The 22,154-nt window shown below is 56.4% G+C and carries 25 protein-coding genes; 12 read left to right on the top strand and 13 right to left on the bottom strand.

Annotated elements, in window-relative coordinates; translation table 11 throughout:
* Positions 1-4: 4 nt before the first annotated feature.
* From ACR0BU_RS10665 to ACR0BU_RS10645, 5 genes are all read left to right on the top strand, one after another.
* Entirely contained in the window at positions 5-754 is a 750-nt protein-coding gene (locus tag ACR0BU_RS10665; protein ID WP_480737249.1) for a L,D-transpeptidase family protein, read from the top strand.
* 42 nt (positions 755-796) lie between these two features.
* Positions 797-2,101, top strand: a complete 1,305-nt coding sequence (locus ACR0BU_RS10660; RefSeq protein WP_480737248.1) for a ferredoxin reductase family protein — start codon at positions 797-799, stop codon at positions 2,099-2,101.
* Between the two features lie 152 nt (positions 2,102-2,253).
* The gene (locus ACR0BU_RS10655; protein WP_480737246.1) at positions 2,254-3,657 is read left to right on the top strand and encodes an SLC13 family permease; all 1,404 of its coding nucleotides are present in this window, start codon (positions 2,254-2,256) and stop codon (positions 3,655-3,657) included.
* Positions 3,658-3,831: 174 nt separating this feature from the next.
* The gene (locus ACR0BU_RS10650; RefSeq protein ID WP_480737244.1) at positions 3,832-4,326 is read left to right on the top strand and encodes a hypothetical protein; all 495 of its coding nucleotides are present in this window, start codon (positions 3,832-3,834) and stop codon (positions 4,324-4,326) included.
* A 1,383-nt stretch (positions 4,327-5,709) separates the two neighbouring features.
* On the top strand, positions 5,710-5,901 hold the full coding sequence (locus ACR0BU_RS10645) for a hypothetical protein (RefSeq protein WP_298934149.1): 192 nt from the start codon (positions 5,710-5,712) through the stop codon (positions 5,899-5,901).
* A 92-nt stretch (positions 5,902-5,993) separates the two neighbouring features.
* Here ACR0BU_RS10645 and ACR0BU_RS10640 read toward each other — a convergent pair whose 3' ends face one another.
* Genes ACR0BU_RS10640 through ACR0BU_RS10620 form a run of 5 tightly spaced genes read right to left on the bottom strand, consistent with a single transcriptional unit; the run spans position 5,994 to position 10,200 of the window.
* Entirely contained in the window at positions 5,994-6,536 is a 543-nt protein-coding gene (locus ACR0BU_RS10640) for a DUF3833 domain-containing protein (protein ID WP_298934151.1), read from the bottom strand.
* On the bottom strand, positions 6,533-7,150 hold the full coding sequence (locus ACR0BU_RS10635) for a DUF3833 domain-containing protein (RefSeq protein WP_480737242.1): 618 nt from the start codon (positions 7,148-7,150) through the stop codon (positions 6,533-6,535). The genes ACR0BU_RS10640 and ACR0BU_RS10635 overlap by 4 nt, the downstream gene beginning before the upstream one ends.
* The gene (locus ACR0BU_RS10630) at positions 7,147-8,370 is read right to left on the bottom strand and encodes an MFS transporter (protein ID WP_299889721.1); all 1,224 of its coding nucleotides are present in this window, start codon (positions 8,368-8,370) and stop codon (positions 7,147-7,149) included. Before ACR0BU_RS10630 ends, ACR0BU_RS10635 begins: the two co-directional genes overlap by 4 nt.
* Complete coding sequence (locus tag ACR0BU_RS10625) at positions 8,370-8,915, bottom strand: chalcone isomerase family protein (RefSeq protein ID WP_480737241.1); 546 nt, start codon at positions 8,913-8,915, stop codon at positions 8,370-8,372. The genes ACR0BU_RS10630 and ACR0BU_RS10625 overlap by 1 nt, the downstream gene beginning before the upstream one ends.
* Positions 8,869-10,200 (bottom strand): NAD(P)/FAD-dependent oxidoreductase, encoded by a 1,332-nt coding sequence (locus tag ACR0BU_RS10620; RefSeq protein WP_298934158.1) that lies wholly within the window; start codon positions 10,198-10,200, stop codon positions 8,869-8,871. The genes ACR0BU_RS10625 and ACR0BU_RS10620 overlap by 47 nt, the downstream gene beginning before the upstream one ends.
* Positions 10,201-10,430: 230 nt before the next feature.
* Between ACR0BU_RS10620 and ACR0BU_RS10615 the strand changes: the two genes are divergently transcribed.
* Positions 10,431-11,156 (top strand): SDR family NAD(P)-dependent oxidoreductase, encoded by a 726-nt coding sequence (locus ACR0BU_RS10615; protein WP_480737240.1) that lies wholly within the window; start codon positions 10,431-10,433, stop codon positions 11,154-11,156.
* Positions 11,157-11,216: 60 nt separating this feature from the next.
* Here ACR0BU_RS10615 and ACR0BU_RS10610 read toward each other — a convergent pair whose 3' ends face one another.
* Positions 11,217-11,504: an I78 family peptidase inhibitor gene (locus tag ACR0BU_RS10610; protein WP_480737239.1), complete on the bottom strand. Its 288-nt coding sequence runs from the start codon at positions 11,502-11,504 to the stop codon at positions 11,217-11,219.
* 129 nt (positions 11,505-11,633) lie between these two features.
* Here ACR0BU_RS10610 and ACR0BU_RS10605 point away from each other — a divergent pair, with 129 nt between their 5' ends.
* Complete coding sequence (locus ACR0BU_RS10605; RefSeq protein WP_480737238.1) at positions 11,634-12,746, top strand: S-(hydroxymethyl)glutathione dehydrogenase/class III alcohol dehydrogenase; 1,113 nt, start codon at positions 11,634-11,636, stop codon at positions 12,744-12,746.
* 78 nt (positions 12,747-12,824) lie between these two features.
* On the opposite strand, the gene ACR0BU_RS10600 is transcribed toward ACR0BU_RS10605, so the two are convergent.
* The 3 genes from ACR0BU_RS10600 to ACR0BU_RS10590 all read right to left on the bottom strand — a co-directional run bounded on the left by ACR0BU_RS10600 (position 12,825) and on the right by ACR0BU_RS10590 (position 14,569).
* Positions 12,825-13,760: a DMT family transporter gene (locus tag ACR0BU_RS10600; protein ID WP_480737237.1), complete on the bottom strand. Its 936-nt coding sequence runs from the start codon at positions 13,758-13,760 to the stop codon at positions 12,825-12,827.
* A 155-nt stretch (positions 13,761-13,915) separates the two neighbouring features.
* The gene (locus ACR0BU_RS10595; protein WP_298934166.1) at positions 13,916-14,329 is read right to left on the bottom strand and encodes a group III truncated hemoglobin; all 414 of its coding nucleotides are present in this window, start codon (positions 14,327-14,329) and stop codon (positions 13,916-13,918) included.
* Positions 14,330-14,380: 51 nt separating this feature from the next.
* Entirely contained in the window at positions 14,381-14,569 is a 189-nt protein-coding gene (locus tag ACR0BU_RS10590; protein ID WP_480737235.1) for a hypothetical protein, read from the bottom strand.
* Here ACR0BU_RS10590 and ACR0BU_RS10585 point away from each other — a divergent pair.
* Complete coding sequence (locus ACR0BU_RS10585; protein ID WP_480737233.1) at positions 14,564-15,031, top strand: DUF1203 domain-containing protein; 468 nt, start codon at positions 14,564-14,566, stop codon at positions 15,029-15,031. The genes ACR0BU_RS10590 and ACR0BU_RS10585 overlap by 6 nt on opposite strands.
* Here ACR0BU_RS10585 and ACR0BU_RS10580 read toward each other — a convergent pair.
* Positions 15,028-16,020 (bottom strand): ABC transporter ATP-binding protein, encoded by a 993-nt coding sequence (locus ACR0BU_RS10580; RefSeq protein WP_298934170.1) that lies wholly within the window; start codon positions 16,018-16,020, stop codon positions 15,028-15,030. The two genes, ACR0BU_RS10585 and ACR0BU_RS10580, sit on opposite strands and share 4 nt — an antisense overlap.
* 89 nt (positions 16,021-16,109) lie before the next feature.
* Here ACR0BU_RS10580 and ACR0BU_RS10575 point away from each other — a divergent pair, with 89 nt between their 5' ends.
* The 3 genes from ACR0BU_RS10575 (at position 16,110) to polA (ending at position 19,696) form a co-directional block, all read left to right on the top strand.
* Entirely contained in the window at positions 16,110-16,286 is a 177-nt protein-coding gene (locus tag ACR0BU_RS10575; protein ID WP_299079370.1) for a zinc-finger domain-containing protein, read from the top strand.
* A 70-nt stretch (positions 16,287-16,356) separates the two neighbouring features.
* Positions 16,357-16,827 (top strand): hypothetical protein, encoded by a 471-nt coding sequence (locus ACR0BU_RS10570; protein ID WP_299889336.1) that lies wholly within the window; start codon positions 16,357-16,359, stop codon positions 16,825-16,827.
* 70 nt (positions 16,828-16,897) lie between these two features.
* Positions 16,898-19,696: a DNA polymerase I gene (gene polA / locus ACR0BU_RS10565; protein WP_480737231.1), complete on the top strand. Its 2,799-nt coding sequence runs from the start codon at positions 16,898-16,900 to the stop codon at positions 19,694-19,696.
* A gap of 45 nt (positions 19,697-19,741) precedes the next feature.
* Here the strand turns inward: polA and ACR0BU_RS10560 are convergent, their stop codons facing one another.
* Positions 19,742-19,972: a DUF2798 domain-containing protein gene (locus tag ACR0BU_RS10560; protein WP_298934178.1), complete on the bottom strand. Its 231-nt coding sequence runs from the start codon at positions 19,970-19,972 to the stop codon at positions 19,742-19,744.
* A 74-nt stretch (positions 19,973-20,046) separates the two neighbouring features.
* Positions 20,047-20,460 carry a TIM barrel protein gene (locus ACR0BU_RS10555; protein WP_480737229.1) on the bottom strand — a complete coding sequence of 138 codons (414 nt, stop codon included), beginning with the start codon at positions 20,458-20,460 and terminating at the stop codon, positions 20,047-20,049.
* A 180-nt stretch (positions 20,461-20,640) separates the two neighbouring features.
* Here ACR0BU_RS10555 and ACR0BU_RS10550 point away from each other — a divergent pair, with 180 nt between their 5' ends.
* Complete coding sequence (locus tag ACR0BU_RS10550) at positions 20,641-21,579, top strand: DMT family transporter (RefSeq protein ID WP_480737227.1); 939 nt, start codon at positions 20,641-20,643, stop codon at positions 21,577-21,579.
* On the opposite strand, the gene ACR0BU_RS10545 is transcribed toward ACR0BU_RS10550, so the two are convergent.
* On the bottom strand, positions 21,576-22,154 hold the full coding sequence (locus ACR0BU_RS10545; protein ID WP_299079355.1) for a DUF1285 domain-containing protein: 579 nt from the start codon (positions 22,152-22,154) through the stop codon (positions 21,576-21,578). The two genes, ACR0BU_RS10550 and ACR0BU_RS10545, sit on opposite strands and share 4 nt — an antisense overlap.

The raw sequence follows: 22,154 nt of genomic DNA, 5'->3' as shown, positions 1-22,154 counted from the left end.
AGGCATGAATAAGACCAACGCTAAAAACCTACAGTTGACCCTCACCTGCACAGTGTTTTTCTGTTGCTTGTTTGTCGGCGTTTTATTGGCCAAGCCCATCGAATTTGATAACCGGTTTCAGACTGTGCTCGACCGGTACGACATCGATTACCAAATACCGCGCGAGGGTAAAGCTATCCTTGTGAATACTCCTTCATACGAAATGATCGCGCTCGAGCGTGGCCGTCCAGTTTTGCGTAGCCGGATTATCCTTGGAACGCCGTGGCACCCGACCCCATTGCTTGAGACGTACACGCCCATCGTACGCTTCCGCCCTTCGTGGCCGCCGCCCCCTTCGATGGTGGTAAGCGGAGAGTACCTGGATCGGATATGGCCACCAGGTGAGAGCAATCCGCTGGGGCTGGCAGCGGTGCACCTACGCGACGGGTGGAGTGGCTACCTTCATGACACCAATTGCCCAGAGTTGTTCCAGCGGCCAGATCACGCTCCTTCGCATGGCTGCATCCGCGTGCAAGATTGGGACGATTTGGTTGCGTTTGTGCTTGATACACCATTGGAGCAAGTTCACCGTCTGGCAAATGGGCGTCAGACCATGGACATCGAAACCCCATCCATCCCGTTTAGTGTGCGGTATCTGCGCAATTTCATGGACATCACTGGGCAGTTGGTTTCGTCCCGCGATATCTACCGGCGCGACCCCTTTTCCAATGCTTGGGAACAACCAGTCAAGGTGACTTGTGATGCCGCGAAATAACTCTGTTCTTCACGTTTCCGGTGACTGGGACACTCTCCTGAAATGAGAGCCTTGTTCCTCATATTGGCCTATCTGATGGTCCTTTTGCTTCCACTTGGGCTAAGCTGGAGCTTGGGCGGACCGCCGCGCCCATGGCATCAGGAAATTGCCTCAGGTCTGGGCATGGTGGCCTACTCCATCATTCTTGTTGAGTTCGTCCTGTCAGGGCGGTTTAGATCTATTTCAGCCGGTATTGGTATGGATGTAACGATGCGAGTGCATCAGTTCATGGCACGCGTGGCTTTGGTATTCGCGTTGCTGCATCCCTTATTCTACCAAGGCTCGAATTCTGGTGGGCCGCGCCCTTGGGACGGAACCCGGCAACTGACGCTCACAACCGATTTGTCGGTGCTAGTGACCGGAATCATCGCCTATCTTCTTCTGCCTGTTCTCGTCCTGTCAGCGATCGCACGGACAAAGCAGAACTACCGCTACGAAGCATGGCGCTTGATGCACGGAGCTATCGCTCTGGCGATTGCGGCCCTGTTGCTGCATCACACGATCACGGCGGGGCGTTACGGATCACAGCTGGCCCTGACAACGATCTGGTCCATTATGGCGGCAGTCGCAGTTGGGTCGCTGCTATTTGTGTATCTGATTGAACCGATGCGGCAGCACCGCCAACCTTGGAAAGTTGAATCGGTGCACAGGCTCACACCCAGACAATGGGAGCTTAAGCTCAGACCAGACGGGCACGACGGGCTGGCCTTTCAGGCGGGCCAGTTCGCGTGGCTGAATATCGGGAACAGTGCGTTTTCGGTATATGAGAACCCCTTTTCGATAAGCTCGGCGCCGGCGGCAGGACCCGAGATATCCTTCGTGATCAAAGAGCTTGGCGATCTTACCAGCGCGCTTGAGCACATTAAGCAAGATACGCGCGCATTTCTGGATGGTCCTCATGGCGGCCTTACGGTGGATGATCGAACAGAGGCCGGAATTGTACTTGTCGCAGGTGGTGTCGGAATAGCGCCAATGCTCAGCATCTTTTTCCAGAACCGGCTGACAAGTGATCCTCGGTCCGTCAAGCTTATCTATGGAAACCGTGAAGAAAGTCAGATCGTTTATCGCGAGGAACTGGCCGCGGAAGACGTGGTGTTCACCCTGTCGGAGCCCAAAGAAGATTGGAACGGTGAGACCGGAGTAATAGATGGGGCGCTATTGGACCGCGTCCTGTCGCCAGAGCAGTATTCGCAATGGCTTTTCATGCTTTGTGGGCCTGCAATCATGATGGACATCGTTGAAGATCACCTGATTGCGCGCGGTACTCCTTCGAACCGCATTCTTTCGGAAAGGTTTGACTATGACTGATCTATTCAAGCGTATTTCCCTGCGCCGCCGAGTTTCGCTGGCGATTTGGATTGTGGTCATTGCTTTAAATGCCGCCATACTTGGCTTCGCGCTTCGGTAGGGGGGGAGTAAGTGGCCCGTCAGGTGCTGGAAAATCCTTGTTGGTGGATAAGATGAACCTAAGCACGCTTGCGATTGCAATAGGCGTGATGTGCCTGGCTGGGCCTGTCATACTGGATCCACCCGAAGGCATGCCCGCCAGTGCTTGGCAGGCCGCTGGCCTCGCGGCCCTCATGGCGTTGTGGTGGCTGACTGAACCCATACCTTTGGCGGCAACCGCGCTTCTGCCGCTTGCGGCTGCACCGGTTCTTGGCCTCATACCGTTTGCGAATGTTGCTTCCTATTACAGCCACCCGATCATCATTCTGTTTCTCGGGGGTTTCCTGCTGGCCAAGGCAATCGAGAAATGGGGCCTGCATCAAAGGCTGGCTCAAAGAATGCTCGGCATTGCAGGCCAGAGTCAGCGAGGTATTTTGGCTGCGGTAATGATGACAACCGCATTCCTAAGTCTTTGGATCAGCAACACCGCCTCCGCTATGGTCATCGCACCGATCGTGGCAGCAATTGCCGGATCGCAGAAATCACACGAAAAATTCGGGACCGCCCTAATGCTGGGCGTTGCCTTTTCTGCCACCATCGGCGGCATGGGGTCCTTGATCGGGACCCCTCCAAACGCAATTTTCGCGGCCTATGTCGGAACGACGTATGGGATCGAGATCGGATTTGCGCAATGGGCCGCTATTGGATTGCCTGTTTCTGCAGTCTTGCTGGTCATCACCTGGCTTGTTTTGGTGTGTGTGACACCAGGCGTCTCTGCTGATATGCCGCATATGTCCTTTGACCCTCCCGAAAGCGGCATGTCGGTCGCAGAGCGACGAACGGCGGTGGTTGCAGTTCTTACCGCGTTGGCGTGGATCATGCGCCCTGTGGTCGATTGGTTGATCCCTGGGCTTAGCCTGACCGATGCGGGTATCGCTATGATAGCCGCAGTGGCCCTATTCCTTTTGCCCGCAGGGCGGGGTGAAAGGCTACTCGATTGGGATATGGCGGCATCATTGCGCTGGGATGTTCTTGTGTTGTTTGGCGGCGGGTTGGCGTTGGCCGGAATAATGGAGCGATCTGGTTTGGCAAGCTGGATTGGGGGTCAGACCGAGGCATTGCATTCGATGCCGACCTTGTTGCTGATCTTTCTGATAGCCGCACTGATCGTTTATGTTGGCGAATTGACTAGTAACACCGCCATGGCTGCGGTTTTCCTGCCGGTCGCCAGCGCTGCGGCAGTTGCTCTGGGCAGGGATCCCATAGGCTTCCTGCTTCCGGTGGCTCTTGCCGCATCGGTCGGGTTCATGCTTCCTGTTGCTACCCCGCCAAATGCAATTGTGTTTGGCACATCCTATGTCACCCGGACGGACATGTTGCGCGCCGGAGTCCCGTTGGACGTGATTGGCATCGTTGCGGCTGTCCTTGTGAGTGTTTTCCTTGGGCCGATGGTGTTCAACCCTGACGCGGCCTGGTGATCCACCGTCTTTGTACCAGCATTATTGCGCAGGTGCTTCGGGGTCATTTGTGGCACTCTTTTCCTATAGGCCTATTGATGATGATCAAATCCATATCGTTTGAATTTGAATAAACTTCTGACTGCATAGGGCGAGTACAACTGCGCTTTCTCCCGGATTGGGATCAGAATGAACATGACACATATCGCAATATTTTTTTGGGCAATAAGTCTACAGTTTTTCTGCTTTCCCGCAGCCGCGCAAGGTATCGACCCGCATCTTGTTTACGAACAAAACTGTGCGGGCTGTCACGTTCCGCATGCCGGGGAATTTGTTGCAGAAAATCTTACGATCTCCGTCGGAGAACTTGTGGGTAAGGGGTCAAAGCGGCCTGTTTCTGATCTGCTGGCAACCGGGCACGGAAAGCTGTCAAAGCCTGAAATAGAAGTGCTTCTACAGCACTTTTCGACCATACAGGAAACCGGCAATCTATTTAGGGAAAGATGTATTTACTGCCACGATCGCGCCGTTGCTTTTGCGCGCGGGGAGCTGATCCTTCGCGATGGAACACTGTTCGGGCGCTATTCGAAAAGGACCGTCGAGGAGTTTCTTCCGGGCCACGGTCGACTCGACAACTCGCAAGCCGAGATGATGGTTGACGTTCTCAAACGCCAGTTGAATACACCTTAGCGACATGCGATTTGGACCGCGACAGATAGTTCTACTCGAGCCGAGGTCCGGGACAACACATGGGAGATTCCGGCACTTCACACAAACCGGATGTTATCGCACCGACGCCTCGAAACGACAAAATCTTTTAGGGTGACGGAGAACGCGTGCTTGGAAACGGTGGGGAACAAGCGGTGCTTGCCTCCAATCTGCTGGTCTGGCTGCTCTCAGTTCCAGCGCCGCCGCTGAGCGTTCCAGTTCGTTCAACAGGCGATCCGTACGAGGTCGACCAAGGACAAGGTGTAGCTTCACAACACCTGCCCTGCCGGACATTTCCTTGACAAGTTGCATTGCCTCACGGGTGTCTGTGTTTGGATTTGTGATGGTGCGGCGAACGTTGGACAGGCCATGATTCAGGTAGTGTTCCGTTGACGCCAATGTAGCTGTCCGACATTTTTTTCGAAGTTGGAGAACTCTCGCACCGAGCAGGTTTAACAAAACCGCCATATTCCGGACACGGGTCGCGTCTAGTCAAAAAATTGCGACGCGCCCAGATGGGTTTGCGATTTCCATGAGGGGGTACGAGTTCGGCGCGTCGCACCGCTACCTCCCCGTTAGAAACTCGCCTGTCTTTTATCGACAGGTGAAATTTGGCTGACTGGGCCTCTTGGCTTTGAATGACTTTGAGAGCTGCAGGGACTCTACACAGGCAAAACCGACAACACTTTGAGCGCAATCGCGGTTTTCGAACGCTTTTTGTTAGAAGCACCTGGGCGACCTTCCAAGAAAACAAACTTCTAAAAACGTTTATGCTGTGTGAACGGCGTCACTGATAAGCTCGTCAAAACCTTTCATGTTGAATGTATTAACGAGTTAGCGCTTATGTTGTGTTTCAAGCGCGAAATTTAATTCTCCCCATGGATCGGGCGCGCTGGTGGTGGCGCGCCCTTTTTCATTCTTAAATGAAGATGCACGGCCCTTTATAGCTCCATGACTGTTTCCGCGGGTCATGGTTTTAGAGAATTGACTGCTCATGCCGTAAGTTTGAAATTCAACAAGGGGCTATGTGCGGGCGAATTCCATGGGATTCGCTGATTGAAAGCTCCTGATCATCGGATTTTTTTCAGCAACTGAATTTGACGTAACGTCGCAAAAACCAGTCTCTTTGTTGAGGTAGTTGACGTAAACGTAAGCTTTTCCTCTTTTTTTTGACTGGCCAGTCAAAAAGTGACGCAAAACCACGATTTCTTCCCCCTTACGACAGGCGGCGTTCCTCCTACATGGGCCGTGTCGCTGCGGACCAAGGGAACCACTCACGAAATTCCTTGAGCCCACTCTCCCTCGGGGTTCGGATCAGGTCCGCAGCGACAGCGCCGTGAAGCTTAGCTGTTGTTGGAGTCGACTATGCCGATGAAGTCATTTTTGAGCTACCTGATGGACAACAAGGTCGTCAGGGTTTCAACGTCCGACGAGTCCCTTCAGGGCAATTCGGTATTCGAGGACGGCAAGCAAGCGCTTGAGAAGGCCGAGGTCGAGATGCTGTTCCAGAACATTCTGAAGGAAAAGCAAAACGATCTGCTGACCGATCGTAAATGACACGCGCCCAAATCCGCAGGCTAGACGCCCAAATCTAGCAGTGAGCCAAGGGAGTTTGGCGGCATTTCGCGATGCTGGTCGAGTGCCACGGGCTAATTCTTTTCGAAGAACAAGATGACCTCACCCAGCCGAACCCCAAAGCGTGAGACATAGGCGCGATTAAGAAGGCGGTCATCTTCCAACAGCCACATCCAGTCGTCGAACTTTACACGCATTGTGCCGTCCTTGATGGGCAGGTCGATTTTGTATTTCCAGTTAAAGGTATCTCCGCGTTCGATCCCGCTGGCGGTTCCCAACACACCGGGGGCCGTCCCGGTCCAGGTGTCATCGCCGGTTTTGGTCAGAGTCCAGATGCGTTGTTCGGTTGCGCCATCATCGTAAACGAAATCTTCCACCAGCGTCAGGGTCTCGCCATCCCATGTGCCGTCGATATCTACCGTGAAGCGCCGTGGAACGTTCCCTAGAATATCCTGAAACTGACCATAGGCGACGGTTTTGCCTTCAAAGAACTCTTCAAGATTCAGTTGCCGGTCTGACAGAAAGGTTTTTGGCACGCGCGGCTTGCTTGAGCACGCGGCCAATAAAGCCAGGCTGGCGACAGCGACAAAGGCAACAAAAGACCGATAGGATATCATTGCAGCGGCTTTCCCTCGGATGCGGAATCATACCCATTCGTGCCGTTTACATAAACGTGTTTGGTTCTTGGGGCCGGGCGCATGGTGGCCACCAGTTCCGCAACCTTGATGCCGAACTTTCGCATCTCTGAGCGGTTCATGATCGCTCCATTCTCGGTCAGATACATCCAGTCAGTGACATCCAGCGTGTGCCCTCCGGCATCTTCGGGCAAAATGATCTTGTAGGTGAGTTTGACAGTCGAGCCGGAGATGGTGCCTTTTCCTTCGCCCACGATATCGTCTGCGGTGGCGGTGAAACTGTTGCCGGTGCCCATGGTCAGGTACCACTTGCGCGTCATCTGTTTCCCGTTCGAATAGGTGAAATACTCAGACAGCGTGCCTGAGTTACCCGTCCATTCGCCAACCATACGCGCGACGAAGCTGTTCGACATCTTACCGTTGGGACCATAGATCAGGCCTTCGGACAGGATTTCCCCGTTCAGATTGTCTTTGAGTGAAAACACCGGCCCGGTGCCAGTGTAATCCGACGGCGATTGGGCGCGAAAGCTCAGCAGGCGGCTTCTTACGATGATTACGACAAGAAGCGTCAACAGGGTGATGGCGATGGCGTTCATTTGCTTGTGACCTCTGTGGGCAGTGTCAAAACCATACCGAAAGCTCCGAGTTTCAGGATGCAGGGCAGGACCGCGTAGGCGAGGTTGAGTGTATTCAGCGCCTGCGCGGAATTGGTTTGACCAGGATTGAAACCGCTGCGCTCCAGCAGCGGCAGGGTGAAAAAGGCAGCCAGAGCGAGGCCCAGCTTGCCTGCGAATGACCAGATGCCAAACGCGGCGGATGCATTCAGACCTGCGCGGGTCAGAACGACCGAGAACATGGCGGGCAGCACCACCATATCGGCTCCAAGGGCCGCGCCCGACGCCAGGCAGATCACGGCAAACCCGGCAAGGTTTCCTGCTGATAAGGTTGCTGCACCGATGAAGCCTGCGATCGATAGGGGCATCGCGATCATCAGAGTTCGTTTCGGACCAATTCGGTTGCTGAGCTTTGCCCAGAGCGGAACGCTGGCGCCGGCACTGAGGAAAAACAGGATGAGCAACGGACCCGCCTTGCCGGGCAGCTGTAACCGATCTTCGACAAAGAACAGAAACAGCGTAGACGTGATCGCCACAGGCAGGCTGTTGACCAGCGCAAGTGCCAACAACCGCAACCCACCGGCTTGACCAAGGCCTGAGAAGGACAGGCCTTGTCCCGTGATTGGAGTGCGGCGCCACATCGGCAGCGTCAGGATCATGGTCAAAATTGCGAGCAGCCCCAAAAACATACCAAATGCAGGATACCCCTGCGCTTGCGCCCCAAGGGCAAAAAACAGGGCCGGGGCGCTGGCGGCGATGACAACGCCAGTGAGTTGTCCCCCCTCACGGAACGCGGCCAGCGTCATCAGCTCTTTCGGGTCGGTGCTTTTGGCAAGCGTCGCACTGCGCCCATAAAGCAGGATGGTTCCAAGGCTGTAGGCCGAAAACAACAGCACGAGTATGGCGATCAGGGCTGTCACACTTGCGCCTTCTGGCAGGGAAAACAGCAAGGGAAACCCGATCGCCAAACCAATTGCGGCCAGTGAGGCAAACAGAATCTGTCCGCCCGGCCATCGGTCAATGGCCCAGCCGATCAGCGGATCCTGCACCAAGTCCACCAGTCTGATCACCAGCAGAACGGTTCCGATCACCCCCAGGCTGATGCCCAGATTGACTGCGGCAAATCGCGGCAAATGGATATAAAGCGGGATACCCGCCGCTGCGAGCATCAGCGCATACAGGCTGACACGGGGATACAGCATCATTGCCCCTTCAATTGCCGCGTAAAGCTTGCGGATCGCGTGTTGTCGCCAAGAAAGATAGACATGAAAGCGCGCTTGATGCCGGGATAGGATAGCGTGCAGGTCTTGGTCCCGTTTCGCCAGAACCCGACCTTGTCAGGACCCTGCGATACAGCAAGATAAGTGTCGCCTTTGCTGACCGCCTGAAAGCATTGTTCCAACTGGCTTTGAACGGGCGCGCCGTTGCCTTGCCGATCCATTTCTTCAAGCGTCGATTCAACCAGCGCCTTTTGCTTCAGATTCTTGCGATAGGTCAGTAGCAGACCGAAATCCTGACTCCAGCTGAAGGGCGCGCCCTGAGGCGTGTAAAGTTTGGCGTCATAAAGCGGCAGGCCTAGAAACCGAAAAGTTGCATCGCCGCGCAATTGGGCATTGTTCAACACGTCTGTCACCGTTGAGGCCGCCAGCCCGCCCGGGGCCAGCAACACAAGCGCAAGTAGCGCGGTACGCCAGCTTCGGTTATTCGGCCGCAACAGGGATGGCCGGATCTTTTTCAAGAATGCCATTGTCAGCTCCGATGGTTTGCGGGGCGCCATTCAAGCGGTCGACGACGTGCATCGCACTGGCTATCCCGTCTTCGTGGAACCCGTGCCGGTTATAAGCTCCGGCAAACCAGGTTCGGTTTTGTCCCTGCATTTCACGGATTTGCCCTTGTGCCTTCAGGGCCGCCTTGTCGAACACCGGATGGGCGAATTCGACCTGATCATATATTTTGTCTGCGGGAATCTCCGACGCCGCGTTCAGGGACACAAACAGCGGATCGCTGTCCGGGATGTTCTGAAGGCGGTTCATCCAATATGTCACACTCACGTTTCCGCCCTGCGAGCGATAGGTCCAACTGGACCAGCACCCGCGCCGTTTGGGCATCTGCGACGGGTCGCAATGCAAAACGGCCGAGTTCGGCTGATACCGGATTGCGCCAAGCGCGGCGGCCTCGTCGGCGGTTGCGTTTTCACCCAGAATGGCCAGTGATTGGTCGGAATGAGTGGCCAGAATTATCTCGTCGAACTGATCAGACTGTCCCTGACTGGTGACCGTCACGCCAGTTTCGTCGCGTCGAACGTTTTCAACTGGGCTGGCCAACCGGATATCGCAACCCCGGGCGCGCAGGGCGGCATCGACCCGGCGGACATATTCGATACTGCCGCCTTTTACCGTCCACCATTGGTGCTGATTGGCCCGGCCGCTGGCCAGCAGTGCGTGATTGCGGAAGAACTGCACCAGCGAGCGGGCAGGGAACTGGTCGACGAACTCGGTCGGAGTGGACCAGATCGCGCCGCACATGGGCATCAGGTAGTTGTGGCGGAACCAATGACCGAGGCGGAGCTGATCAACCAGTTCGCCAATCGTGGTGTCATCGTCCTTGGCGGCCTCGGGCGCTTCTTTGCCAAAGCGCAGGATGTCCGCGATCATCTTGTAGTAGGCGGGCCGCACCAGATTGCGTTTTTGCGCGGTCAGGGTGCGTAACGTATTCAGCCCGTATTCAATGCGACCGTTATCGATTGTTGCTCCAAAGCTCATCTCGCTTTTGGTGACCGGGACGTTCAGTTCTTCGAACAGCTTTGTAAGATAGGGATAGGTCGCATAGTTGAAAACGATGAACCCGGTATCCACCGGCTGGTCCCCGTTTTTACCAGCCATCACTGTGCGGGCATGTCCGCCCAGCCTGGGTTCAGCTTCGAATAGAGTGATATCGTGGTCTTCTGATAAGTAGTAAGCTGCGGAAAGACCTGAAATGCCTGCACCTACAACCGCGATTTTTTTGCGTACGCCCCGTGTCTCGTCGAACATATGATCCTCTTTGTGCGACTTTTTACAAAGGGATACGTAGCAGATCTGGTGCTGGATCAATCAGGTTAGATTATTTTCCCAAGTGCTCTAGGTTATGATGTCTTGCCGGATTTTCATGCGCATCCACGTGATCCAGCTGTATCCCGCGCCCGTAAGACCATTAACATGGTTCAAATAAAATAAACTCAATGCCCGGGACTGCTGTCCCCGGTATCCCGGATGGCCCACGCATGAGCAGTTTTGCAGGAAAGACCTATTGGATTATTGGCGCGAGCGAGGGCCTGGGTCGTGCATTGGCCGAAAAGCTAAGCGATCAGGGCGCTCATCTGGTTTTGTCGGCGCGCAATGCCGAACGTTTGACCGAGATCTGCGATAGTCTGCCCAACGCGCGGGCGGTACCGTTCGATGTGACCGATCTGACCGCTGTGCGCCGTGCGGTGGCCTATCTCGGAGACGTGGATGGGTTGGTCTATAACGCCGGGGCGTATGATCCGATGCGATCAGCGGATTGGGATACGGAGGCAGCGCTGGCCATGAACGACGTGAATTTTGTCGGGGCGTTGCGAGTGCTGGGTGAAACGATTCCGGGGTTTGTTCAGGCGGGGCGGGGGGAAATAACCCTGATTGGCTCGCTTGCAGGCTATCACGGCTTGCCTGCTGCCATCGGATATGGGTCCAGCAAGGCGGCGCTGATCTCGCTGGCGGAAACGATGCGGCATGATTTGGCCGATACGGGTGTGACGGTGCGCATCGTCAATCCGGGGTTCATCAAGACTCGTCTGACCGAGAAGAATAACTTCAAGATGCCAATGTTGATGACGCCCGAAGATGCTGCGGACCGGGTGGTAAAGGCGATGTCTCGTCGTCGCTTCCGCACCGATTTTCCAGCACCGTTTTCATGGGCGATCCGACTGATCGATTATCTGCCGGATCTGCTGGTCTACCGCGGAAAATAGACCCTAACAAAACCAGCCCGCCGACACGGCGGTGCCAGTCCGGTCTGCGCTGTCTTGCCCTTATCCGCAGGTCAGTCGCTGAATGACAGCCGCATCGTTCACGAACACATTCAGACGGTCGATGCGATAGTCTTGCGTTGCAATGTCATTTGGGCCCAGCACGCGGGATCGTTCGGGCAGATTGGCCTGAATTGTCGAAACGGGCTGGCCGACCGAATCCGCAAAAGCCTCGCCTTTGCAGAAAGCCAGATCAACAGGGGCATCCTCGGACGCGGTTGAGGTTTGTTCGGGCGGGGGCGTCTCGGTGCAGGCCGCCAGAAGGATCAGGATCGGGATAAAACGGTACATTGGCGTTCCTCGTTCTGGCTATGTCGTTTCTGCAATAACAAACAATTGGCCAGCCTGCCATGAAAGCGCAGTTGAAAACACCCTGTAGTTCACGCAGTGTCAGGGGAAATGGACAGGGAGAAGTGCACTATGCGTACCCGCGCCGCCGTTGCCGTTCAGGCCGGTAAACCTTTGGAAGTGATGGATGTAAACCTTGAAGGCCCCAAAGCCGGAGAGGTTCTGGTCGAGATCAAAGCAACCGGCATTTGCCACACCGATGAATTCACCCTGTCGGGTGCCGACCCCGAAGGCCTGTTTCCAGCCATTCTGGGGCACGAGGGCGCAGGTGTTGTGGTCGAGGTCGGCCCAGGTGTGACCAGCCTGAAGCCGGGTGATCATGTGATTCCGCTATACACACCGGAATGCCGGGAATGCGAATACTGTCTGCACCCCAAGACCAACCTGTGTCAGGCAATCCGGACAACTCAGGGCCAGGGCCTGATGCCCGATGGCACCTCGCGCTTCTCGACGTTGGATGGGGATCCGATCCTGCATTACATGGGCTGCTCGACCTTTTCGAACCACACGGTGTTGCCCGAGATCGCGCTGGCCAAAGTGCGCCCGGACGCGCCGTTCGACAAGATTTGCTATATCGGCTGTGGCGTAACCACCGGCATCGGGGCGGTGATCAACACCGCCAAGGTCGAGATCGGCAGCCGCGCGATCGTCTTTGGTCTGGGCGGGATTGGCCTAAACGTGATTCAGGGGCTGCGACTGGCCGGAGCAGACCAGATCGTCGGCGTTGACCTGAACCCGTCCAAGGTGGAAATGGCCACCCGGTTTGGCATGACCGATTTCGTCAACCCGGCTGAGGTCGAGGGCGACCTGGTGCCCTATCTGGTTGACCTGACCAAAGGCGGCGCGGACTACACATTCGATGCCACCGGCAATGTCGGTGTGATGCGCACAGCACTGGAATCGGCGCACAAGGGTTGGGGTGAATCGATCATCATCGGCGTGGCGCCTGCCGGAGCCGAAATTTCAACCCGCCCCTTCCAGCTGGTCACAGGCCGGTCGTGGCGCGGTACCGCTTTTGGCGGCGCCCGTGGTCGCACCGACGTGCCCAAGATCGTTGACTGGTACATGGAAGGCAAGATCGAGATCGACCCGATGATCACCCACAGCATGGGTCTGGACGATATCAACCAAGGCTTTGACCTGATGCACAAGGGTGAAAGCATCCGATCGGTTGTCGTTTACTAAGTCTGCAACACAATTGAAGTCATTCAGCGATGGCCAAAGCGGCGTGCAAAAAGCGCGCCGCTTTTGTTTTGCTGAGGGTTACTCACCCGGCCGCGTTGCACCTGTATCCGACCGTGGCGAGCGTACCCTCAGAACTGGCGTATTGGCCGAGGCGTTTGTGCGCGTTTCGCGCCAGACGACAAAAACACCCGATGCAATGATGACGCTGGCGCCAACCGCAACCCAGACATCCGGTCTTTCGCCAAAGAAGATCATGCCGAACAATGTGGCCCAGATGATCTGACTGTACTGGCTAGGCGCAATAACCCCGGCGGGTGCTGCGCGGTAGGCCAGAATGATCAGGTGCTGCGCTATGACGGAAAACACGCCCACCAAAGCCATCATCGCCAGATGCAGCAATGAGGGCGGCTGGTAGACGGCGGGCTGGGCAAGGCTCATAACCACGATGGCCAGCAGCATTGGATACAGGATCAGCACGGCCGAGCGTTCCTCGTTCCCGATCTTACGCACCAGAACGGATGCAAAGGCGCTGCAAAAGGCGGCCATCAGGGCGGCGAGGTGGCCCAGCGTGATATCGGTTGTACCGGGTCGCAAAACGATCAGCACGCCGACAAGACCGACGCCTACAGCGGCCCAGCGCTGGGCGCGAACCACTTCGCCAAGGATCGGGATCGACAATACCGTGACGATCAAGGGGAAGGAGAACAACAGCGAGTAGACCTCGGCCAGCGGCAGAACGGAAAAGGAATAGAAGGCGCAGGACATGCCTGTCACCATCAACGTCGACCGTAGCAAAACCAGCCACGGATGATGCGGCACGAAGTTGCCTGTTGCCCGGTCCGTCAGGATTGTGACCGCCATCGGGACAAAGGAAAACAAGGTGGCAAAGAAGATGATCTGCAGCACCGAATAAGTGCCGCCCAATACCTTGATCAGCGCGTCATGGCTGGCAAAAACGGCAAAGCCCAGAAAGGCAAAGCCAAGTCCCTGAAGGGTCGTATTCTGAGCGCTCATCAATCTGGCCTCGGATACATGTTAGGTGTTTAGTAGTCCGTCATCGCAGCTTGCGGAGATTCGGCAGCTGTCGTTTGATGTTGATTAAACCCATTTGACAGAGTCTGATAGCCCCCAATTTACCGCTAACATGTCATAGCCGACATGATCTGTGCTCATCGCAGGATGGGTGGTGCATCCTTCGGTTGGCGCGCGGATTGCACCCCCGCTTTCATCCCCACACCGATGCGCCGTGCCAGCGCAACCCACGGGGTGGCGGTTTCCGGTGACAGCGTTTGGGTGGCGACCTCTTCGAACAGATTCAGCCAGTGAGCAAACATTTCGGGCTGGACGTCGGGCCGCTGGATATGAACCCGCTGCGGGTTTCCGTCATAGCAGCGCTCGAACAGAATGGCGTTGCGCCAGAAGGCCGCTATCTTTTCCTCGTGCGCGGGCCAGTCGGTGACATGGTTTGCAAAGACAGGACCCAGCACTTTGTCCTGCCGGACACGGGCGTAAAAAACAGCAACTTGAACGTTGATCTGTTCGGGTGTGGCTGGAAAACGCGGGGGCAGGGTTGGTCTGGACATGGATGTGCGGCCTGATTTCGACTCTGTACAGGGCCATATCCCGAACAGCTTTCAAACCACAGGGGTGGTTTTGTCGCGCGTGTGGCGCCAGCGGATTCGGCGGCAAAGCAATCGGATGCAATTGCGGGCGGCGACGTATTCCCAAGCCGTCAGCATACCAAGCGCCTTTGCGCAGGAAACGGGTCGCTCGACCGCGGACAGCTGGGCATGTTCGGCACAGAAAAGGAGATAATCATGCATAGAATATCAGCTCTCCCGACCGATCAGGTCCAGGCCTATCGCGACGGCGCGTCAGACGGGTACGGCAATCCACCCGAACGTGCAATTTCAAACGGGCAGGGGAACCCATGCCGACACTGCCTGACCTATATTCCGGAAGGTCATGAGATGCTGGTCCTGGCGCATCGTCCTTTTCCAGGCACTCAGCCTTTTGCCGAAACGGGACCCATTTACCTTTGTGCAGAGCCTTGTGAGCGGTACGAAGATGCTGCGGAGCTGCCCGAGGCGCTGACCTCTTCGCCCAACTATCTGATCAAGGGATACGGGCCGGATGATCGGATCGTCTATGGGACAGGGGTCATCGCCCCACAAAGCCAGCTGCACGATGCGGCACAGACCATCTTTGCGCGCGAGGATGTCGCCTATATCCACATTCGATCCGCGCTCAACAATTGCTATCATGCGCGGATCGACCGGGCCTAAAGCTTGACGCGGTGTAGTCCCCGGCGCGGCTGGTTCTGATCATCGGCCGGGGGATCATCTGCGCGCGAAGATGTGAGTGCGAGGAACACATCTTCCAGATCAGCCTCTTCTGTGCGCACATCGCGGATTCGAATATCCGCGGAACGGACCGCTTCCAAGACCTGCTCGGCGCTGGTGTGAGTGCTGCGGTACTGCATGATCAGACTGCCATCGTCGCGCAGTGTGGCGTCGACACCTTCAGCCACAGGCAGATCAGACACAGGGTTGTCCGGCACAATGACCATGGTGCGGCTGTCCATACGACCCAGCAGGTTGGCAGTACTGTCCTGAGCAACCTTTTCGCCATGGTTGATAATGGCGATTTCGTCACACATTTCCTGCGCTTCTTCCAGATAATGCGTGGTCAGGATGATGGTCATACCCTGTTCATTCAGCTTACGTACATTGGCCCAAAGCATCTGGCGCAGCTCGATATCGACACCAGCTGTGGGTTCGTCCAGTACCAATATTTTCGGATGATGCACCAGCGCCTTGGCCAGCAACAGCCGGCGACGCATCCCGCCGGACAAAGTACGGGCATAGGCCTCGGCCTTGTCGCTGAGGCCGACAAGTTCGAGGATCTCATCACTGCGCCGTTCTGACTTTGGTACGCCATATAGCCCCGCTTGAACTTCCAGCGCACCGCGCGGGCTGAAGAAGGGGTCCAGATTCAGCTCTTGTGGCATCACGCCAATGGCGGCACGGGATTGGCGCGGGTTTTGATCCTGATCGAAGCCCCAGATCGACACATGGCCTGCAGATTTCACGACCAACCCAGCCAGAATGTTGATCAGTGTTGATTTTCCGGCCCCGTTCGGCCCGAGCAGCCCAAAAACCGACCCGCGAGGAACGGTCAGGTCAATCCCTTTCAGAGCCTGCTTTTCCGGCTGTCCTTTGCTGCCACGATAGGTTTTGCGCAACCCTTCGATCCTGATTGCTGCCTGGCTCATTTGTGGCACTTGCCCCTCAATTGCTCATCGCCCATAAACGCACCTAAAGCATGCCCGCGAGGCCGACAACCAGTGAAGGATCGCCAGCCGTGACAATGGAAGCGCCGGAAACCAAGATCGTTGAAAAAAGCCGCATAGCCTGTGACGGCGGTGAAGGTGCATTGGGCCATCCACGTGTATGGCTACAGATTCCGGAAGACACCGGCTGGGTCGAGTGCCCCTATTGCGACTGTAAATACGTGCTGAAAGGGTCGGAGCACGCCTGAGCATATCAGGTGCCTAAGTCTTGCCGCCTTTCTTTGGTATCCAGCGGGCGCAACGTTAAGAGAGAGCGCAATGACCGACGTGACCGCAAGTGACAATCATAGCCCTGTTTTTGGTTGGCTTGGCTTTGTTGTGGCATCGATAACCCTGCTGGCTGCTTTGTTTGTCTTTTGGGCGGGACCATTTGCGCCGCAGCAAACGGCGGGCGTGTCGCTGGGGGAACTTGCGGCTGAAATTGGCAAATCCACGTTGCGCTCGGCGGCCGGCATCGATCAGCCAGACCCTGTGGTGCCCACGCGCGATCTGGATGACTACCTGCAAATCGGCGTTGCCATGCTGGGTGGGATCGCGATTATTCTCGCCGCTGTCGGCCTGTTGCGTCATGAAAGAAGGCGCCCAGCAATTGCTGGCATCGTGGTCGGAACTGGTGCGATCCTGTTTCAGTTCTTCGCAATGGCGTTTTTCGCCCTTTTGGGGGTGTTGGTTATCATGGCGTTGCTGAACAGCTTTTCGGATGTCTTCTCGGGCCTCTTTGGTGGATAGTTAACCATCTTAGCTGGCCACCCGCGCGGCCCTGTGGCAGAACCGTTTCTAACCAGAACGGAGAGAGCGCATGAGCGAGTTCGGAAAAGGGTGTCACCTGCATCTGATCGATGGATCAGCGTTTATTTTTCGGGCCTATCACGCGCTTCCACCGCTGACGCGGAAATCGGATGGCTTGCCGATTGGCGCGGTCTCGGGCTTTTGCAACATGCTGCAAAAATATGTCGAGGATAACGCCGGTCCGGATGCACCGACCCATGTTGCGGTGATCTTCGATAAGGGATCGCATACGTTTCGAAACGACATGTATGACCTCTACAAGGCCAATCGCGAGGCGATGCCCGAGGATTTGCGCCCGCAGATGCCGCTGACACGTGAGGCAACCAAAGCCTTCAACATCGCCTGCAAAGAACTTGAGGGATACGAGGCTGACGATATCATCGCAACGCTTGCCGTTCAGGCGCGCGAGGCCGGTGGCCGGGTGACCATCGTCAGCTCCGACAAGGATCTGATGCAACTGGTTGGCGACGGGGTCGAGATGTTGGATGCGATGAAGAACAAGCGCATTGATCGCGATGGTGTGATCGAGAAATTCGGCGTCGGGCCCGAACGGGTTGTTGACGTGCAAGCGCTGGCTGGGGACAGCGTAGACAATGTGCCCGGTGCGCCCGGCATCGGGATCAAAACCGCCGCGCTGTTGATCAACGAATATGGCGATCTGGAATCGCTGCTGGACCGCGCTGAGGAGATCAAACAACCCAAGCGACGCCAAACCCTGATCGAAAAGCGTGACCAGATTGAACTGTCGAAAAGGCTAGTTCAACTGGACGAGCAGACGCCGCTGGATTTCACTTTGGCAGATCTTGAGGTGAAGGACCCTGATCCCGAAACTTTGCTTGGTTTTCTGGCCGAGATGGAGTTCCGCACTCTGACCAAGCGTATCGCGGATAAGCTGGGGGCTGAAGCCCCGCTTATTGTCGATGCTCCCGCGCCGGCCGTTGAAGAGGCTGAGGCCGAAGCCATCCCGTTTGACGCGTCGAAATACGAATGTATACGCGACGCGGCAGCTTTACAGAAATGGATCGATCAAGCTTATGAGCGCGGCTGGGTTGCGGTGGATACCGAAACCACGGGCCTGAACGAAATGATCGCAGATCTGGTGGGAATTTCACTTTGCACCGAGCCAGGTGAGGCTTGCTACATCCCACTCATCCACCACGAAAGCGCAAGCGACGATCTGTTCGGGTCAGACGCACTGGCCGAGGGGCAAATGCCCGTGGATGAGGCTCTATCCCTGCTGAAACCGATGTTCGAAGATCCGTCGATGCTGAAAATCGGGCAGAACATGAAGTATGATGCCAAGATCTTTGCGCGGTATGGCGTGAACGTCGCGCCCATCGATGACACGATGTTGATGTCTTATGCGATGCATGGTGGTGAGCACGGGCACGGTATGGATACGCTGTCTGAACGGTACCTGGGCCACACGCCGATTCCGATCAAGCCACTGCTGGGGTCGGGAAAGTCGGCGATCACCTTCGACAAGGTGCCGATTGACGAGGCCACTGCTTATGCCGCTGAGGATGCGGATATCACGCTGCGTCTGTGGCAGCTGTTCAAGCCGCAACTGCATCAGGTGCAGGTGACGACAGTCTACGAGACTTTGGAACGCCCCTTGGTACCGGTTCTGGCCGAAATGGAGATGCACGGCATCAAGGTTGATCGCGATGTGCTGTCGCGCATGTCCAACGCCTTTGCCCAGAAAATGGCAGGGTTAGAGGCTGAAATCCACGAGTTGGCGGGTGAAAATTTCAACGTTGGCTCACCCGCGCAACTGGGTGAGATTCTGTTCGACAAGATGGGCTTGGAAGGCGGTAAGAAGGGAAAAACCGGAAAATACTCGACCGGAGCGGATATTCTGGAAGATCTGGCGACTGAGCATGAGTTGCCACGTCGGGTGCTGGATTGGCGTCAGCTGTCCAAACTGAAATCGACCTATACGGACGCGCTGCAGACCCATATCAACCCGGACACGGGTCGGGTACATACCTCCTATTCGATCACCGGGGCCAATACGGGTCGTCTGGCCTCGACCGATCCGAACCTGCAGAACATCCCGGTGCGCACCGAGGAGGGTCGGCGCATTCGCGAGGCATTTATTGCCGAGCCGGGCAATGTGTTGGTCAGCCTCGACTACAGCCAGATCGAGCTGCGTATTTTGGCGCATATTGCAGAGATTCCGGCTCTGAAGCAGGCGTTTTCGGATGGTTTGGACATTCACGCCATGACCGCGTCCGAGATGTTCGATGTGCCGCTGGATGAGATGACGCCGGACATTCGCCGTCAGGCCAAAGCAATCAATTTTGGAGTGATCTACGGCATTTCAGGCTTTGGTTTGGCGCGCAACCTGCGCATCCCGCGGGCCGAGGCGCAGGGCTTTATCGACCGGTATTTCGAGCGGTTCCCCGGTATTCGTCAATACATGGACGACACGATCGCCTTCGCCAAAGAGCATGGCTATGTCCAGACGTTGTTTGGCCGCAAAATCCATACGCCCGAGATCAATGCGAAGGGTCCACATGCTGGATTCTCGCGCCGTGCGGCCATCAATGCGCCGATTCAAGGGACGGCTGCCGATGTGATCCGGCGCGCTATGGTGCGAATGCCGGGCGCGATCAACGGGTTGCCTGCCAAGATGCTGCTGCAGGTTCACGACGAGTTATTGTTCGAAGTGGCTGAGGACTCTGTAGACGATCTGGTCGCGGTGGCGCGAGACGTTATGGAAGGGGCGTCGGATCCAGCGGTCAAACTGGCAGTGAAGCTGGATGTCGATGCCGGGCAGGGTGCCAATTGGGCAGAGGCGCATTAAGGGCGGCGCTGCTTATCAGACCCGACGGGCCATCTTCGCATCGGATCAGTCCTGTGGACTGATCAGGCGATTGACCAGACGTTGTACTGTGGGGCCCAGCAGCAGGATGACAGTAAATGCGATGGGCCAGCAAAAGGCCCAGGATGCCATCCAGTCGCCGGCGGTGCCCGGGCCAAACCCAATGGCTTTGACCGTGGCGATGCCGGTCACGATGCAGGACATCAGCCCGGACATGATCAGGCTGAATACGGCGCGGGCATAGCGGGCAGGCAACATTAACTGCATCCTTTTGAGTGCATCGCAAAGATGTGCGGCAGTTTGACGAAAAATACCAGCGTTGTTCGGCGGCGTTATTGCCACATCCAGTCCAGCGACTCGGAGGTTTGCGCTGTGGATGGGGTGTATTCGGCGCTGACCCAACCGGAATAACCACTGCTGTCCATGGTGTCGAACAGGCGGCGAAAATCCGTTGGTCCGCGTCCGGGTTCTGATCGGTTAGGTGCAGCGCCAGTTTGTGCGTGAACCACGCGATCATGAAACCTGTCCCAGATGGTCAGCGCATTCCTATGACTCGTCTGCGCGTGAAACCTGTCAAATTGCAGGCCGACATTGGGGCGACTTACCCGGTCCAGCACATCTGCGGCCAGGTCGTAGGGGAACAGTATCTCAACTGCTTTGAACCCTGCCGGAGCGGCGGCCTGAAAGCGATCAAGATATGGCAGCTCGGTAAAAAGCAAAGAAAGATTGGCAGCAAATTTGGGCATGAGTGGTCCCCGCGTTTGGTGAGCCAAACCTAGCGTTTGGGTGATTTTCTGGAAAGGGACTGAAAACGACAGATTGTCGAAAATCAGCCAGAACGCCCAGCGCTTTTCAGAGAGGGTCAGCCTAACGCGGCGAATCATTTCAACGGCGCCGTGCCAACAGAAGGTGTCCAAGTGATGGCCATGAGCCCTGACCCCGCGCGCGGGAACACTGCCTTTGTGTCTGGCGGACGGAACTCCGCATTGTCTGGCAATGGCTTGGCGGTTGCTTCGATGTTGACCTGGGCGGCAGGGTTTCCAGCGGCGGAAGTCCTGTTGCAAAGCTGGCCACCCGTCGCCCTGCTGGCTGCAAGGCTGGCGCTTGCGGTTGTCTTCATGGTGCCGCTCTGGCTTCTGATTGATGGGCCGCGCCGAGTTCTTAACGCCCGTTGGGGTCATGCGATGGTCGTTGGCGGTGTCGGCATTGGGACGGGTATGTTCCTGATCATTCTGGCGCAAAAGCTGACGGATCCGGTCACAGTGGCCATCATTGCGTCCTCCGCGCCGCTGTCGGCCACGTTGCTTGAACTGGCCGCTGGTGAAAGGCGTCTGAGGTGGAACTTTGCAGCTGGGGTCTCGTTGTCCATAATCGGGGGCCTGATTGCGACCAGCGCTGTTGCTCCGGCGCAATTGGGGTTGGGGGCTGCTTGTGCCGTCGCCTCGACTGCGTTGTTTTGCTGGGCCAGTATGGCAACGTCGCGGGATTTCCCGGATCTCAGCCAGACCGGGCGCACAACGATCACTTTTGTGGGTGGGCTGATTACGGCGTCACTTTTGATGTTCGGATCCCACATGCTGAATCTGGACATTGTACCATCGACCCCATTTGACACTCAGCAAGCTGGTATGCTTGTCATCTATGCGCTGATATCGATGGCCCTCAGTCAGGTTCTGTTCGTCGGGTCGATCGGAAAGCTGGGGGTCGCGCTGGCGTCGTTTCACATCAACATCGCGCCCTTCTATGTCATGGTGATCATGGTGGTCCTGGGGGATGACTGGAATTGGACGCGCGCGCTGGGCGCCGGGATCGTCGCCCTGGCCGTGGTGTTGGCCCAAGATCGCAAAACACGGCAGCCAGCTTAAACATCCAATGTGTCGGATGAGACAAGAGGGAAAAACTGCCCCGCAGACCAGACGCCGAACCATCCGTCGCGATGCACTCCGATATCGACGAGGCGATAAAAACTTTTGCGGTCGATACGTGCCTCTAAGTTCGCGCGCACCATTATGTAGGGTGACGGTTCCTGCGAATCCGGATCAATGACGATGCGGATCGGATGATCCGGTCCTGCCTCAACAGAATCGCCGACTTTCGTAACAAATGTCAGCGTTCTTGCGTCCCCGTCATCGGATTGATCGAAATCGACAGCAATGAACGGCGCGTCCTCTACGGTGATTCCCACCTTTTCGACCGGGGTCACGAGGTAGTATTTGCCATCTTCTTTCTTAAGAATTGAGGAAAATAGCTTCACAAGCTCGAACCTGTTGATGGGCGACCCTAAGTAAGACCAAGTGCCATCTTTTGCGATCTTGATGTCCAGATCGCCGCAAAACGGAGGATTCCACAGGTGAACGGGCGGTAAACCCCTGGTTTTGGCGGCTTTGACTGATGCAGCCAGGCCATCGGGCGAGGGTTTCACAGGTTTTTGTCCGCTCAT

It is taken from the genome of Ruegeria sp. CK2 (assembly GCF_056536585.1).
This window is presented reverse-complemented; position numbering and strand designations above follow the sequence as displayed.

Excerpts from the sequence above, each read along its gene's own strand:
- ACR0BU_RS10665 (WP_480737249.1), top strand. The coding sequence starts at position 5 with ATGAATAAGACCAACGCTAAAAACCTACAGTTGACCCTCACCTGCACA.
- ACR0BU_RS10660 (WP_480737248.1), top strand. The coding sequence starts at position 797 with ATGAGAGCCTTGTTCCTCATATTGGCCTATCTGATGGTCCTTTTGCTT.
- ACR0BU_RS10655 (WP_480737246.1), top strand. The coding sequence starts at position 2,254 with ATGAACCTAAGCACGCTTGCGATTGCAATAGGCGTGATGTGCCTGGCT.
- ACR0BU_RS10650 (WP_480737244.1), top strand. The coding sequence starts at position 3,832 with ATGACACATATCGCAATATTTTTTTGGGCAATAAGTCTACAGTTTTTC.
- ACR0BU_RS10645 (WP_298934149.1), top strand. The coding sequence starts at position 5,710 with ATGCCGATGAAGTCATTTTTGAGCTACCTGATGGACAACAAGGTCGTC.
- ACR0BU_RS10640 (WP_298934151.1), bottom strand. The coding sequence starts at position 6,536 with ATGATATCCTATCGGTCTTTTGTTGCCTTTGTCGCTGTCGCCAGCCTG.
- ACR0BU_RS10635 (WP_480737242.1), bottom strand. The coding sequence starts at position 7,150 with ATGAACGCCATCGCCATCACCCTGTTGACGCTTCTTGTCGTAATCATC.
- ACR0BU_RS10630 (WP_299889721.1), bottom strand. The coding sequence starts at position 8,370 with ATGCTGTATCCCCGTGTCAGCCTGTATGCGCTGATGCTCGCAGCGGCG.
- ACR0BU_RS10625 (WP_480737241.1), bottom strand. The coding sequence starts at position 8,915 with ATGGCATTCTTGAAAAAGATCCGGCCATCCCTGTTGCGGCCGAATAAC.
- ACR0BU_RS10620 (WP_298934158.1), bottom strand. The coding sequence starts at position 10,200 with ATGTTCGACGAGACACGGGGCGTACGCAAAAAAATCGCGGTTGTAGGT.
- ACR0BU_RS10615 (WP_480737240.1), top strand. The coding sequence starts at position 10,431 with ATGAGCAGTTTTGCAGGAAAGACCTATTGGATTATTGGCGCGAGCGAG.
- ACR0BU_RS10610 (WP_480737239.1), bottom strand. The coding sequence starts at position 11,504 with ATGTACCGTTTTATCCCGATCCTGATCCTTCTGGCGGCCTGCACCGAG.
- ACR0BU_RS10605 (WP_480737238.1), top strand. The coding sequence starts at position 11,634 with ATGCGTACCCGCGCCGCCGTTGCCGTTCAGGCCGGTAAACCTTTGGAA.
- ACR0BU_RS10600 (WP_480737237.1), bottom strand. The coding sequence starts at position 13,760 with ATGAGCGCTCAGAATACGACCCTTCAGGGACTTGGCTTTGCCTTTCTG.
- ACR0BU_RS10595 (WP_298934166.1), bottom strand. The coding sequence starts at position 14,329 with ATGTCCAGACCAACCCTGCCCCCGCGTTTTCCAGCCACACCCGAACAG.
- ACR0BU_RS10585 (WP_480737233.1), top strand. The coding sequence starts at position 14,564 with ATGCATAGAATATCAGCTCTCCCGACCGATCAGGTCCAGGCCTATCGC.
- ACR0BU_RS10590 (WP_480737235.1), bottom strand. The coding sequence starts at position 14,569 with ATGCATGATTATCTCCTTTTCTGTGCCGAACATGCCCAGCTGTCCGCG.
- ACR0BU_RS10580 (WP_298934170.1), bottom strand. The coding sequence starts at position 16,020 with ATGAGCCAGGCAGCAATCAGGATCGAAGGGTTGCGCAAAACCTATCGT.
- ACR0BU_RS10570 (WP_299889336.1), top strand. The coding sequence starts at position 16,357 with ATGACCGACGTGACCGCAAGTGACAATCATAGCCCTGTTTTTGGTTGG.
- polA (WP_480737231.1), top strand. The coding sequence starts at position 16,898 with ATGAGCGAGTTCGGAAAAGGGTGTCACCTGCATCTGATCGATGGATCA.
- ACR0BU_RS10560 (WP_298934178.1), bottom strand. The coding sequence starts at position 19,972 with ATGTTGCCTGCCCGCTATGCCCGCGCCGTATTCAGCCTGATCATGTCC.
- ACR0BU_RS10555 (WP_480737229.1), bottom strand. The coding sequence starts at position 20,460 with ATGCCCAAATTTGCTGCCAATCTTTCTTTGCTTTTTACCGAGCTGCCA.
- ACR0BU_RS10550 (WP_480737227.1), top strand. The coding sequence starts at position 20,641 with ATGAGCCCTGACCCCGCGCGCGGGAACACTGCCTTTGTGTCTGGCGGA.
- ACR0BU_RS10545 (WP_299079355.1), bottom strand. The coding sequence starts at position 22,154 with ATGAGCGGACAAAAACCTGTGAAACCCTCGCCCGATGGCCTGGCTGCA.